General features: G+C 70.6%; 10 protein-coding genes. 7 read left to right on the top strand and 3 right to left on the bottom strand.

The window, feature by feature from the left end; translation table 11 throughout:
- The first annotated feature begins 13 nt into the window (after positions 1-13).
- Positions 14-766 carry a class I SAM-dependent methyltransferase gene (locus MYSTI_RS29975; protein ID WP_015351568.1) on the top strand — a complete coding sequence of 251 codons (753 nt, stop codon included), beginning with the start codon at positions 14-16 and terminating at the stop codon, positions 764-766.
- Between the two features lie 12 nt (positions 767-778).
- Here the strand turns inward: MYSTI_RS29975 and MYSTI_RS29970 are convergent, their stop codons facing one another.
- Both MYSTI_RS29970 and MYSTI_RS29965 read right to left on the bottom strand, forming a co-directional pair.
- Positions 779-1,363 (bottom strand): nuclear transport factor 2 family protein, encoded by a 585-nt coding sequence (locus tag MYSTI_RS29970; protein ID WP_015351567.1) that lies wholly within the window; start codon positions 1,361-1,363, stop codon positions 779-781.
- 262 nt (positions 1,364-1,625) lie between these two features.
- Positions 1,626-2,171, bottom strand: a complete 546-nt coding sequence (locus tag MYSTI_RS29965; RefSeq protein WP_015351566.1) for a nuclear transport factor 2 family protein — start codon at positions 2,169-2,171, stop codon at positions 1,626-1,628.
- A 115-nt stretch (positions 2,172-2,286) separates the two neighbouring features.
- Between MYSTI_RS29965 and MYSTI_RS29960 the strand changes: the two genes are divergently transcribed.
- The 4 genes from MYSTI_RS29960 (at position 2,287) to MYSTI_RS29945 (ending at position 6,882) form a co-directional block, all read left to right on the top strand.
- On the top strand, positions 2,287-3,255 hold the full coding sequence (locus MYSTI_RS29960; RefSeq protein ID WP_015351565.1) for a LysR family transcriptional regulator: 969 nt from the start codon (positions 2,287-2,289) through the stop codon (positions 3,253-3,255).
- A 111-nt stretch (positions 3,256-3,366) separates the two neighbouring features.
- Complete coding sequence (locus MYSTI_RS29955) at positions 3,367-4,782, top strand: M28 family metallopeptidase (protein ID WP_015351564.1); 1,416 nt, start codon at positions 3,367-3,369, stop codon at positions 4,780-4,782.
- Positions 4,783-4,839: 57 nt separating this feature from the next.
- Positions 4,840-5,400 carry a hypothetical protein gene (locus tag MYSTI_RS29950; RefSeq protein WP_015351563.1) on the top strand — a complete coding sequence of 187 codons (561 nt, stop codon included), beginning with the start codon at positions 4,840-4,842 and terminating at the stop codon, positions 5,398-5,400.
- A 111-nt stretch (positions 5,401-5,511) separates the two neighbouring features.
- On the top strand, positions 5,512-6,882 hold the full coding sequence (locus MYSTI_RS29945; RefSeq protein ID WP_015351562.1) for a DNA/RNA non-specific endonuclease: 1,371 nt from the start codon (positions 5,512-5,514) through the stop codon (positions 6,880-6,882).
- 8 nt (positions 6,883-6,890) lie between these two features.
- Here the strand turns inward: MYSTI_RS29945 and uvrA are convergent, their stop codons facing one another.
- Positions 6,891-9,434, bottom strand: coding sequence for an excinuclease ABC subunit UvrA (gene uvrA / locus MYSTI_RS29940; RefSeq protein WP_015351561.1), 2,544 nt, complete (start codon positions 9,432-9,434; stop codon positions 6,891-6,893).
- Positions 9,435-9,755: 321 nt separating this feature from the next.
- Between uvrA and MYSTI_RS29935 the strand changes: the two genes are divergently transcribed.
- Both MYSTI_RS29935 and MYSTI_RS29930 read left to right on the top strand, forming a co-directional pair.
- Positions 9,756-10,655 (top strand): DNA-binding regulatory protein, encoded by a 900-nt coding sequence (locus MYSTI_RS29935; protein ID WP_015351560.1) that lies wholly within the window; start codon positions 9,756-9,758, stop codon positions 10,653-10,655.
- Positions 10,652-13,714 (top strand): serine/threonine-protein kinase, encoded by a 3,063-nt coding sequence (locus MYSTI_RS29930; protein ID WP_015351559.1) that lies wholly within the window; start codon positions 10,652-10,654, stop codon positions 13,712-13,714. The genes MYSTI_RS29935 and MYSTI_RS29930 overlap by 4 nt, the downstream gene beginning before the upstream one ends.
- Positions 13,715-13,730 lie beyond the last annotated feature (16 nt).

The following is a 13,730-nucleotide window of genomic DNA, read 5'->3' as shown; positions in this document are numbered from 1 at the left end:
GGAGCCCACACCCATGAATCTCTACGACGAACTCGCGGACTGGTGGCCCCTGGTCTCTTCGCCCAGCGACTACGCGGAGGAGGCGAGCGAGTATCTCCGCCTGCTGCGCGGCGCCGCGACGGGGCCTCTGACGACGATGCTGGAGCTGGGCAGTGGCGGCGGCAACAACGCCAGCCACCTCAAGCGCGACTTCCAGCTCACGCTGGTGGAGCCCGCGGAGGGGATGCTGAAGCACAGCCGTCAACTCAATCCCGAGTGTGAGCACCTGTCCGGCGACATGCGGACGGTGCGCCTGGGGCGCGAGTTCGACGCCGTGTTCGTCCATGACGCCATCACCTACATGGTGACGGAGGCGGACCTGCGCGCGGCCCTGGAGACGGTGGCCATTCATCTGCGTCCTGGAGGTGTCGCGCTGGTGGCGCCGGACGAGACGACGGAGAGCTTCGAGCCGGGCGCGACGTCGGAAGGGGGCGACGAGCCGGAGGTCCCCGGGCAGGGTGCCCGCTCCCTGCGCTATCTCATGTGGTCCTTGCCGCCCACGCCCGGGAGCACGACGTTCGAGGTCCACTTCGGGATGTTGCTCAAGGAGCGCGACGGGAGTGTCCGCTCCGTCCACGACGTGCACCGGCACGGGCTCTTCACGCGCGCCACCTGGCTGCGCCTCTTCCGCGAGGTGGGGCTGGAGGCCCGCGTGGAGCCGCGCATCCTGGAGGGGAAGCCCTACGACACCTTCGTTGCCCTCAAGCCCGCGGGCGCCCGGACGTAGTGCCCGTGGCGCTCAGGGGGCGGGGAGGGGCTCGTCGTAGCGCGGGATGAAGGTCCGCCGCGCGAACTTCCACTGCCCCTCCTGTTTGACGAGCTGGTCGGAGTAGGTGCCGACACTCTTCACCTCCTCGCCGGTGTCCTTGATGTGCGAGACCTCTTCCACGGTCGAGCTCGCGGTGGCGCGCTCTGGCCCCTCCACGTGGATGACGGTGGGTGAGACGGTCACCTCCCGCAGCTCGATTCGGATGAGCTTTCCAACCACCTTCTCTTTTCCTTTCATCCGCTCGTGTCCGTTCAACCGTTCTCGGATGGCGTCGCGCCCCTTGAACGTCCAGCTGATGGCTGGCGGAGGTGCTTGGACCTCCCAGACCCCGTCCTCGGTGAACATCTCCACCAGGGCCTTCCGGTCCGCGCGCTCCATCGCGTCCGAGAATCGCTCGATGAGGGAACGCACGGCGAGGTGCTCGATGGGATAGGCCTCGATGTTCGCGGGGCCCGGAAGTCGGGCTCCGGCGGGCGGTGTCTTCTGGGGGCTCTCCGCGCAGCCGATGAGTGACAGGAAGAGGGCGGTGGCGGACGCGATGGTGCGGCGGCTCATGTGCGGCGGGCCCTCGGGTCGATGGGGTGTGGCTCGACGGGGAGGTGCATGCGGGCACGCCTCCCCTCCGTCGAGCGATTGTAGAGCCGCGCTGAGTCGATGACGAACCCGCTCGTCGAGATTCGCTCCTGCCGCTGCTCTCAACGCGGGAGGAGGTGGGAAGGCTCCACGCCGCCGCGCGCGCTGCACCGGTCCGCGCCACCACCACGACACCTTCGTCGCCCTCGAGTCCGCGGGCGCCCGGACGTAGGGCCCGTGGCGCTCAGGGGGCGGGGAGGGGCTCGTCGTAGCGCGGGATGAAGGTCCGCCGCGCGAACTTCCACTGCCCCGCCTGTTTGACGAGCTGGTCGGAGTAGGTGCCGACAATCCTCACGTCCTTGCCCGTCTCCTTGAAGCGCAGGACTTCGTCCAGGGTGGAGCGCGCGGTGGCTCGGTCGGGCCCCTGGACGTGGATGACAGTGGGCGAGACGGTCTGCACGCGCAGTTCCACGCGCCCGAGGTTGGCCGTCATGCCCTGGTGGATGGCCGCGCGCCCCTGGAACGTCCAGCCCATGGGCGGAGGCGCCTGGACCTCCCAGACCGCGTCCTCGGCGAACATCTCCTCCGTGGCCTTCCAGTCCGCGTGGTTCGCCGCGTCGGAGAAGCGCTCGATGAGGGAGCGCACGGCGAGGTGCTCGACGGGGTACGCCTCGATGTTCGCGGTGCCCGGCAGGTGCGCTCCCGCGGGCAGTGTCTTGAGGGGGCCTCCCGCGCAGCCGACGAGCGACAGGAGCAGGGCGGTGACGGACGCGATGGGGTGACGGCGCATGAGACAGGTCCTCGAATCGAAAGGGGTGTGCGGCTCGACGAGGAGGAGAATGCGGCCCGGCATCGATTCAGTCGAACGCGTTGTTCCGCATGGATTGTGAAGCTAGGGTGAATCGATGCCGAACCCGCTCGTCGAGATTCGCCACCTGCTGCTGCTCTCCGCGCTGGATGAGGTGGGGAGCCTCAACGCCGCCGCGCGCAAGCTGCACCTGTCTCCCTCCGCGCTCAGCCAGCAGCTCCGCGAACTGGAGGACCGGCTGGGCGGCCCGTTGTTCCATCGGCAGTGGCGGCGCCTGGTGCTCACCTCCGCGGGGCGGCGGCTGACGGACGCGGCGCACTCGGTATTGGGTGAGCTCTCCCGCGCGGAGGGTGAGGCGCGGGAGCTCCTGCGCGGCGCGAGCGGCACGCTCCGGGTGGCGACGGTGTGTCTCCAGTCCTACCGCTGGCTGCCCGATCTCCTGCACGGCTTCTCCCGCGACTGGCCCGGCCTGGAGGTCACCATCGTCCCGGAGGCCGGCGACGCCCCCGTCGAGTGGCTGCTGGCGCGCAAGCTGGACGTCGCGCTCGTGGCGGGCATGGTCCGCCCCGGGCCTCGCATCCGCATGGCGCCGCTGTTTCGGGATGAGCTGGTCGCGGTGGTGGGCCGCGAGCACCCCTGGGCCACCGCGCGGCGCAAGGTCGTGGAGGCGGGGGCTCTCGGTGACGAGCACCTGTGGACGGACGCGGGGGCGCTTCGTCCCACGGCGCCCTTGGGTCGGGCGCTCGCGCAGGCGGGGAATGTCTCGCCCCGCAAGGTGACGCTCATCCCCATGACAGGGGGCCTGCCGCTCGAGATGGCGCGAGCCCACCTGGGCATCACCGTGCTTCCCAGGTGGGCCGTGACCCCCCAGCTCGAGGATGGCGCGCTGCATGCCGTCCGGGTCGGCCCGAAGGGGCTGTGGCTGGACTGGGCCGTGGCCACGCGCACGGGGGAGTCGGAGCCCCCGCTCCAGGCCTTCGTGGAGGCCCTGCGCGCCCACCACCCAGGCCCCCGCGGGCGAGGGGTGAAACATCGAGACATCGCTGAGACATCCAGGCGCCGTTGATACAACCCGCTGTGAAATCAACGGAAATGTGAAACCACGCGCAACCCGGCGCGTCCCGGGGCCGATAATCCGAAGCGCGCCATTCACGCTCTGCCTCGGGATCCCCCAACCATGGCCACCAAAGTCAGCGACACGCCCCGTCCCCTTCCCACCGCGTCGTCGCGTGCCTCGGCCGAAAAGGCCGCTCAGCCCGCCGGAGCGGCGAGCAAGGCCCGGACGCCGGACCCCAGGTGGAGCAAGGACCGCTTCGAGCCGAGCAACACCCGGCCGCTGCCCGGGCTGCCCGCGCCCCTCCCCCAGCTCCCCGCGCCGCTGCCTCAGCTGCCGGCCCCCACCACCCCGGTGGAGCCCAAGTGCGAGCCGAAGCCGAAGCCGGAGACCTCGGCGAAGGACTCGGACCCGATGACGCACCTGGCGTACCTCGCCTCGGACGAGCTCAAGGGGCGGGACACGCCTTCGGAGGGACTGGACGCGGCGTCCAAGTACGTCCAGGCCCACGTGCAGAAGTACGGCCTGGTGGGGCCCAACAAGGACAACGCGGCGAACCCCTTCGAGCAGCGCTTCGACGTCTTCTCGTTCGCGGGCAAGCCGGGCGTGGCGGCGAAGGGCGAGGCGCATGAGCACGGCGCGCACAAGCAGTTCGGCCACCAGCTCTTCGAGGAGGGCTTCTACCTGAAGGAGGGAATGCCCCGCGACACGCTCGCGATGCTCAACCGCAAGTACGAGAGCACGATGAAGGCGGAGGGGCAGCCCTTGTCGCCCGCGCGAGGCGGTGGACTGCGGAGCGTGGAGGAATTGCGCTCGCTGGCGACGGAGTCCGGCAAGGGCGTCAACACGATGGCGCTCCTGCCCGGCACCGGGCCGCACAAGGACGAGGTCATCGTCGTGATGGCCCACATGGACCACGTGGGCACGGACCGGCGCGGCAACATCCACAACGGCGCGGATGACAACGCGTCCGGCAGCGCGGTGCTGATGGCGGCCGTCCCGGAGCTCGCGGAGGCGCAGAAGCGCGGCGAGCTGGACCGCTCCATCCTCTTCATCTGGACCGGTGGCGAGGAGAAGGGCCTGGTGGGCTCGCAGTACTTCGTCGACAACCCGATTCCCGGGCTGGGCACGGACCAGATTGCCGGCGTCGTCAACGTGGACATGGTGGGCCGCTGGGATGACCAGCGCCTGTCCGTCGTGGACACCAACCGCAAGGGCCAGCCGAACTACTTCCGCGACGTCGTGGACCAGGCGAACGCGAAGCTGGCGGACCCGTTCGACCGCATCAACCGCGACATCAACCAGTACCGGGACCGGCAGGACGGCGCCGTGTTCGGCCGCAAGGGCGAGGACGTCCTCTTCATGTTCGAGGGCCTCTCCAACCCGAACGGCGGCGGCGACCTCATCCCCGAGTACCACGAGCCCGGCGACGACATCGACCTCATCCTCCGCGACAACGGCGGCGAGAAGCCGCGCCGCGTGAAGGACCTGATGGTCAACGTCATCGGCATGGCCGCCAACCGGAAGACCGAGGAGTAGCGGCCGCGCGGGCCTGGGGACTTGTCCCAGGCCCCAAGCCCGTCGAGACTCGTCGCCATGTCCGCAGGTACTCCCTCGCCGCGTCCCTGGTTCGCCTTCTCCGTCGACCTGTCCCCGGCCGTGGCGCGGGAGCGCCTCTCGGGGCTGCCCGTGCCGCCCTCCCTGCCGGATGGGGAGCTGGCCGAGGCGATGGATGTCGACGTCGTCTACGACGTGCCCTCCGCGGCGTGGGGGGGGAAGGTCGCCCGGCTGGTGGACGCCCCGGGCAAGCGCCTCCCAGGGCTGCTGCGGCGCGTGTCCCCGGAGGTGTGGGACGCGATGAGCCGGCTGGAGGCCCCGCTCGCCGAGGCCACCACGTCGCGGCCCGTCAAGGTCATCACCTCCACGGGGGGCATCCTCTCCGCCCACGCCTTCACGCCTCCGGCCCGGGGAGGGACGCCCCCTCCTGGCCCCATCAGCGAGGCCTTCCTCATCGCCGTGGCCGTGGCGGCGGAGCGGGCGGGCCTCTCCGCGGAGCACGTCGAGCGGCTCCAGGCGGAGGCCCACATCGTCCAGACGATTCAGCAGGCCAAGGCCGGCGCGGCGCCGGAGGGCGCATCCCCTGGAAAGAAGGGCTGATCCGCAACTCCGTGGCAAGAAAGTGACAGCTTGACGCAACTTGCCGTGGGGTCCGGCCGACCATCTCTCTACCAGGGGTTCGTCTCTGGGCGGTTCAAGGGTGCTTCTCGAATGACGACGCTGCGACCTACTTCTCGTGCCAGCACCGCGTCCACCGGGTCTTCCGCGGATGCCGCGCCCGTCAATGGTCTCAAGCCGAAGGGGGGGAGCTGGAACCGCTCCGCGACGAAGGAAGTCTCCATCTCCGACCTCCAGGCGAAGTTCGGCTGGACGGACCAGAGCTGGGAGACGGGTCTGCTGAAGGCGGCGGACGCCTCGGGGGGGAAGACGCGCGGCAAGAACGGGAAGGTCTCCGCGGCTGAAATCCAGGAGTACCTGGCCGCGCCCACGGATGGACGCTACCTGTCGTCGACGGCGCTTCAGCAGGGCCGGGCCGCGCTCGACACGAAGCTGTCCAAGGGGGGAGGCGCGCCGGTGAAGGTGGATGCCTTCGACCTGGCGTGGCAGGACAACCTGGCCAAGCGCGCGGACCTGCTGGGAGGGAACAAGGATGGCAAGGTGAGCCAGGACGAGCTGGCGGCCTACATCCAGAAGTCCAAGGCGAGCCAGGCGGACGGCGCGCGCTGGGTTCCCGACCAGCAGATGGCTGTCTTCCAGAGCCGCGTCGCGCAGGCGGCGGGAGAGCTGGACCCGCTGCGTCCCAAGGGGGGCGAGGGCAAGGGCATGGAGCTGGTGAAGCAGTACTCCCGGCTGATGCTCGATGAAGGAAAGAACCTGCCCACCTTCGTGAGCCACATGCTGTCGGCGGCCGACATCAAGGAGACGCCGGCCGACGTGCACCGCGACAAGAGCACCTTCGTGCGCGACCCGGTGCTGGGCTCCAAGGGCGTCACGGACGCGGACTACCTCAAGACGGGCTTCGACCGCGGGCACATGAAGCCCGCAGAGGACTCGCCCAATCAGGAGGCGATGGACGAGAGCCACCTGATGACCAACATCGCGCCCCAGTACGGCAACCACAACCAGCAGGCGTGGCGGACGCTGGAGCGGGCCATCGGCGACCTGGTGGCGCAGACGGGCGGCAAGGCCCACATCATCACGGGCAACCTGTTCCTGGACAAGAATGGCAAGCCGCTGCCCCAGGAGTCGGTGACGACGACGGGCTCGAAGGACCGGAAGATTGGCGTCCCCACGCACAACTTCAAGACGGTGCTCCTGGAGCTGCCCAACGGCAACGTGTCGATGTTCGCGTACATGGTGCCGAACGTGAAGGACGGGCCGTCGAAGAAGGACGCCATCGTCCCGATGCTGGAGTCCTCGCGGGTGCCGGTGGACCAGCTGGAGACGCTGCTGGGCCAGGACCTCTACGCGCAGCTCCCCAAGAGCGTGCAGGACAAGCTGGAGAAGGACTCGAAGGCCCCTGGCGCGTTCCAGCTCGAGGGCAGCAAGTACGAGGCCGTCACGCTGCTGACGCAGCGCTAGTTCCCGCTTCAGCCCCGCGCCAGGAAGGGCGCGGTGCGGCTGTGCGGAGCCCGTGAGACCTGGGCGGGGGTGCCGGTGGCGACGACATTTCCGCCTTCGTCTCCGGCGCCCGGTCCCATGTCGATGACCCAGTCGCTCGCGGAGACCACGCGCATGTCGTGCTCCACGAGGATGACGGTGTTGCCCGCGTCGACGAGCCCGTCGAGCTGGGCCATCAGCTTGTCCACGTCGGAGGGATGCAGGCCGGTGGTGGGCTCATCCAGGATGTAGAGCGTGTGGCCGCGCTGGGGGCGTTGCAGCTCCGTCGCCAGCTTGATGCGCTGCGCTTCTCCGCCGGAGAGTTCTGTCGCGGGCTGGCCCAGCCGCAGGTAGCCCAGCCCCACTTCTCGCAGCACGCCCAGGGCGCGCCGTGCGAGGGACTCCTCGGTGAAGAACGCGTGCGCGGTGTCCACCGTCATGCCCAGCACCTCCGCGATGTTCTTCCCCTGGTAGCGGACCTCCAGCGTCTTCTCGTTGTAGCGAGCGCCGTGGCAGGTGGGGCAGGGGGCGTAGACGCTGGGCAGGAAGAGCAGCTCCACGCTGACGAAGCCCTCGCCCTCACACGTCTCGCAGCGCCCCTTCGTCACGTTGAAGGAGAACCGCCCGGCGTCGTACTTGCGCGCGCGGGCGGCGGGCGTCGCGGCGAAGAGTTTGCGCACGTGGTCGAACAGGCCCGTGTACGTCGCGAGGTTGGAACGGGGCGTGCGGCCGATGGGCTTCTGATCCACGCGCACCAGGCGGTGGATGCCCTCCAGGCCCTCGGTGATTCGCCCGCCCGTGGTGCGCACCTCGGCGCGCTCGAGCAGCTCTCCTTCCTCTTCGTCCTCCGCGGGCTCGTGCCCCAGGTGCGTGGAGACCAGCTCCACCAGGACCTGGCTCACGAGGCTGGACTTGCCGGAGCCGGAGATGCCCGTGACGGTGGTGAAGACCCCCAGCGGGAAGTCGACATCCAGGCCGTGCAGGTTGTTGCGGCGGACGCCCCGCAGGCGCATCCAGCCGCGAGGCTCGCGCGGAGGCCGTGCGCGCGCGGGCGCCGCGCCGAAGAGGTAGCGCCGCGTCTGGGAGGACTCGACCTCCTGGAGTCCTTCGAGCGGCCCGCTGTAGAGCACCTCGCCGCCCTTCTCCCCTGCGGCGGGGCCCACGTCGACCACCCAGTCCGCGTGGCGGATGACGTCCACCTCGTGCTCCACGACGAACAACGAGTTGCCGCCGTCCTTCAGCGAGTCGAGCGCCTCGAGCAGGGACCGGGTGTCGGCGGGGTGCAGGCCCGCGGAGGGCTCATCCAGCACGTACACCACGCCGAACAGGTTGGAGCGGACCTGGGTGGCGAGCCGCAGCCGCTGCAGCTCTCCGGGCGAGAGCGTGGGCGTGGAGCGCTCCAGCGAGAGATAGCCCAGCCCCAGCCCCATCAAGACCTGGAGCCGCGCCACCAGGTCCTTGGCGATGCGCTCCGACACGAGCGCCTTCTCGGGGTGCTCGCGCGAGAGCTTCTTCAGCGAGAAGGCGGTGCCTTCGGCGTAGGGACGCAGCAGGGCCTCGACGCGCTTGAGCGGCAGCCGCGACAGCTCGCCATAGTCCAGGCCCGCGAAGGTGACGGACAGGGACTCCGGGCGCAGCCGCTTGCCGTGGCAGACGGGGCACTCGCCGCTCTCCAGGTAGTGGGAGACGCGCTTCTTGATGAGCGCGCTCTGGGTCGTGGCGAAGGACTGGAGCACGTAGCGCCGTGCGCTGGTGAACGTGCCCATGTAGCTGGGCGGGGCCTTGCGCTTGAGGGCCTGGCGCGTCTGCGCGGGTGTCAGGCCCGCGTAGACGGGCACGGTCGGCTGCTCCTCCGTGAAGAGAATCCAGTCGCGGTCCTTCTTGGGCAGCTCCCGCCAGGGGCGGTCCACGTCGTAGCCAAGCGTCACGAGGATGTCGCGCAGGTTCTGCCCGTGCCATGCGGGAGGCCAGCTCGCGATGGCGCGCTCCCGGATGGTGAGCGAGTCGTCGGGGACGAGGGAGCGCTCGGTGACTTCGTAGACGCGGCCCAGGCCGTGACAGTGGGGGCACGCGCCCGCGGGCGTGTTGGGCGAGAAGGCGTCGGAGTCCAGGTGGGGCTGGTTCGCCGGGTACGTTCCCGCGCGCGAGTAGAGCAGGCGCAGCGAGTTGGAGAGCGTCGTCACGCTGCCCACCGAGGAGCGTGTCGTCGGCGCGCCCCGGTGTTGCTGCAGGGCGACGGCGGGCGGGAGTCCCTCGATGGAGTCCACCTCGGGGTTGCCCGCGGGGTCGATGAGGCGGCGGGCATACGGGGCCACGGACTCGAAGTAGCGGCGCTGGGCCTCGGCGTAGAGCGTGCCGAAGGCGAGGGAGGACTTGCCGGAGCCGGAGACCCCGGTGAAGACGACCAGGGCATCCCGTGGCAGGTCGACGTCCACGTCCTTCAGGTTGTGCTCCCGGGCGCCTCGGACGCGGACGTAACCCGTACGCGAGTCGGAGGCGGGCGCTGCGCTGGGCGGACGGCGGGGACGGCTCATGAGGGGCTCCTCGCGGTGTCCTACCGAATGTGGGGTCAGCTGGCACGACGGGCCTGTCCTCGCGAGGCGCGACCTGGCGGGCGGGTGGGGGCTCGGTGAGGTCCCGGGCTTCGTGGTACAGGAAGAGACAGTGGCGCGCGGTCTCCGCGCTCTCTCGGACTCACGGCCCCTCATGCGCACGGACTCCTCGGTACTCCTGCAGGGACTGGCTGGCGCGAGTGCGCGCCGCCACTTCGCGGAAGGTGCATCGCGAAGGCCGCACGGAAGAAGCGGCTCGAGTCCGGGGCATGGGCTCGCGGGCTCGGCGTAGGAGAGGCCCGGATGGCTGCGAGTCGCCTCGACGCGTCGTTGGAGGTCATGCTGCACGCGATGGGAGAGCCTGGCGCCTCTTGCCTTCGCGCCTGGCCGCGCCTGGGCGAGGCCGTGTCGCGCGCGCTGGACGAGGCGGCGTCCCTGCAAGGCGCCGCGCCCGAGCCCAGGGCCTTCGCGCGGCACCTGGGCACGCAGCTCGCGCGGGCGGAGGAGCCGGGGCTCGTGCTGGAGCGGTTGCACGCGCGGGACCTCGCGCTCGCGCTCGCCTGTGGGCAGGGGCTCGCGGGGGCGGATGCGCGACTGGAGCAGGAGGTCCTCCAGAAGCTGCGGGTGCCGCTGGCTCGCATCCATCCTTCGCCGGCGTTCGCGGACGAGGTGCTCCAGGCGCTCCGGGCGAACCTCTTGATGCCGCGTGAGGACGCGCCACCTCGCTTGCTGGGCTATGCGGGAGTGGGCTCGTTGCTGCATTGGGTGAACATCACCGCGGTGCGGCTCGCGCTGCGGATGCGGAAGGCGCAGGGGGAGGAGTCCCTCGTCGAGGCGGAGGTGCTCGCCGCGCATCCCGCGCCAGGAGGACTGGAGCTGAGCTTCATCCGCGAGGACTCGCGAGCCCACGTGCGCGCCGCCTTCGTCCGCGCCGTGGCCTCGCTGGATGATGAAGACCGGGAGGTGCTCCGCCTGCACTTCGTCGAGCGTCTCTCGTTGGAGCAGATGGGCGCGCTCTTCGGGCTGCACAAGTCGACGCTGTCCCGTCGGCTCTCTGGAGTGCAGGCGCTGTTGGAGAAGCGGACGCGGCGCGTGTTGTCGGAGCGACTGTCGCTGCGCGAGGAGGAGTTGGAGAGCTTGATGCGCGCCATCCATGGCCGATTGGACTTGAGCCTCTCGGGGCTGCTGGGAGGGCCTCGGTGACGTGCCCGGATGAGGACACGCTCACGCGTCATGTGAATGGCGTGCTCGCGCCGGAGGCGATGCGAGACGTGCGGACGCATGTCACGGGATGCTCCGAGTGCCGGGGTGTGCTCGCGGCGCTGAGTGCGCTCGACGCTCCGCTGTCCGCACCCGCGCCGGGGCCGCTCGTCACCGGGACTCGCGTGGGGCGCTACGTGGTGCTGGGGTTGTTGGGGGAAGGCGGCATGGGTCGTGTGCATGCCGCGTACGACCCGGACCTGGACCGCAAGGTGGCGCTCAAGCTGCTCAACCTCGAGCGCCTTCGGGAAGGCGCGCTCACGCAGGCGCGTCAGCGGCTGGAGCGAGAGGCGCGCACCATGGCGCGGCTGTCCCATCCCCATGTCGCGAGCCTTCACGATGTCGGGGAGTACCAGGGACAGCTCTTCCTGGTGATGGAGTTGGTCGAGGGCGGCACGCTGCGGCGGTGGCTCCTGGAGAAGCCGCGCTCGCGGCGGGAGATTCTCGCGCGCTTCATCCAAGCAGCGGAGGGGCTCGCGGCCACCCATGCGCTGGGCATCGTCCACCGCGACTTCAAGCCCGACAACGTGCTGCTGACCCGGGAGGGACAGGTCCGTATCACCGACTTCGGCCTGTCCGATGTCACGAGCACCCACGCCGCGAGGCCGGGGCCAGGGCCCGCTGCCTCCGGCACCGAGCGCCTCACCGTCACGGGCGCGTTGCTGGGAACCCCCGCCTATGGCTCGCCGGAGCAGCTCCGGGGAGAGCGGGGGGATGCGCGCTCGGACCAGTTCGCCTTCTGTGTCGCGCTCTACGAGGCCCTCAACGGGCAGCGGCCCTTCGAGGGCGCGACCCACGAAGAACTCCTGTCGGCGATGGAGCGGCAATCCATCCGGCCCGAGCAGGCAGGAGTCCCTGGCTGGCTCAAGGCCCTGGTCCGTCGAGGACTCTCCGCCGAGCCCGCGCGGCGCTTCGAGTCGATGGACGCCCTGCGTGCCCGACTCGCCCGTGATGCGGGAGCCTGGAGGCGCACGCTGGTCACCGCGGTGGTGGGCGGTGGACTGGTGGGGGCGGTGTTCCTCGCCTGGGGCCACACCTCGGAGCCTCGCGAGACGTGCCATGGGAGCGAGCGGCACCTCACGGGCGTCTGGGATGCGCCCCTCCGCGAGTCGACCCGTCGGGCCTTCCTGAAGACAGGGGCTCCGGCGGCCGAGGCCTCCTTCCAGGCCGTGGCCTCCGCGCTGGACCGGTGGACGCGGGAGTGGACGCGGGCGCATCAAGAGGCGTGTGAGGCGACGCGCGTGTTCGGCGAGCAATCCGACGCGGTGCTCGGACTGCGCATGACGTGTCTGGACCAGCGGCTGGGCGAGCTGGGGCGGCTGACGGTGGCGTTGCAGGGCGCGGACACCCGCACGGTGGAGCGAGGCTTCGCGTTGGGCACCTCGCTCGGAGGTGTCGCGCGCTGCGCCGATGTGAGGACGTTGCAGGAGGCGGTGTCCCCGCCCGAGGACCCCGCGGCCCGAGCGGAGGTGGAGGCGGTGCGCGCCGTGCTCGCGAAGGCGGGGGCGGAGCTGCTCGCGGGGCACGTGACCGAGGCGCTGAAGGTGGCCCTGCCCGCGAGGGACCGTGCGCTGCTCACGCGTCACCGGCCGCTGGAGGCGGAGGCCCACCTGCTCTGCGCCCGCCTTCAAGAAGAAGCGGGGGCATTCGAGGATGCGCGAGCGTCCCTGTCACAGGGGGCCCTCGCGGCGGAGGCGGGTCGTCACCTGGGCGTGCTCGCGCGGGTGCTGCATGCGCAGGCGTGGTTGCTGGGACACGACTTGCGGCGCGCCGAGGAGGCCTGGCCCTTCCTCCACCGCGCGCGAGCCGTGGCGGAGACGCTCCGGGATGCGGAGCTGGACACCTTGTTGGACCATGTCCATGCGGAGCTGATGGAGCAGGAGGGGCGCTTCGCGGAGGCGGAGGTCCTCCTTCGCAAGTCGCTGGAGGCGGCGACCGCGCGAGGCCAGGTGCTCGCGCGCGCGGAGCTGAATGGCCGGCTGGGGATTCTCGCCCGGTACCAAGGCCGGCTGTTGGACGCGAAGCGCTGGCAGGAGGAGGCCCTCCGGATTCACGAGGGGCTCCACGGCGCGGAGCATCCGCACACCGGGGTGGCCCTGCAGAACCTCGGTGGCACGCTGGCGCACCTGGGTGAGCTCTCGCGCGCGGAGGCGTCCCTTCAGCGGGCCCTCGCCATCCTGCGTTGGTCGCTCGGTGAGGAACACCTGGCGGTGGCCCGGACCTGGTCCACCCTGGCCATCATCTACTTCGAGTGGGGACACGGTCCCCAAGCACGGGAGGCCGCCGAGAAGAGCCTGTCCTTGGCGGGCAAGAGCGTGGGGCCCGACAGCCCCGTGTTGATGGGCATGGAGTCGAACCGGCTGGGCGTGTTGGGCGAGCTGGGAGAGCGGGAGCAGGAGTTGGCGCAGGCGCGGCGCAGCCTGGTCCATCACCAGCGTGTCTATGGCGCCACCCATCCGGAAGTGGCCTTGGATGCGCACGAGGTGGGGCGCCTGTTGCGCCTGCTGGGCCGCGCGCGAGAGGCCCGGGGCTTCCATGCGCAAGGGGTCGCGCTCCAGGAGCCGCTGCTCGCGAAGGGGGCGGTGGATGGCGAGGGACTGCGCTCCCTCGCGGACGCGCTGCTCTTCCTGGGGCGTGTGGACGAGGCACGGACCCACGCGGAGGGCGCGCTGGCGAGCCTGGAGCGAGACCAGGGGCCTTCTTCCCCGGAGCGCATCAAGACGCTGCTGTTGCTGGGAGACATCCACCTCGCGCGAGGAAAGCCCGTGGAAGCGCTGGCGCCCTTGCGGGAGGGGCTCGGCGCCCTCATGGCGCAGCAGGTGGTCTCCGCGCAGGTGCCCTTGATGCGGCGGCGTCTGGCCCAGGCGCTTCGACTGACGGGGGCCACCTCCGACGCGTGCCAGGAAGCGGCGCGAGCGTGGGCGGAGCTGGACCCCTGGCGGAGGGCCTATGCGCGGGAGACCCTGGACGCGCGAGCCGAGTGGAGCCTCTGTCCGAGGTAGCTGTCGATTCCCCGCA

Origin of the sequence: Myxococcus stipitatus DSM 14675, assembly GCF_000331735.1 — a bacterium.
GTDB lineage: Bacteria > Myxococcota > Myxococcia > Myxococcales > Myxococcaceae > Myxococcus > Myxococcus stipitatus.
The sequence above is the reverse complement of the archived record's forward strand: the minus strand, read 5'-3'. Positions and strand labels throughout refer to the sequence as shown.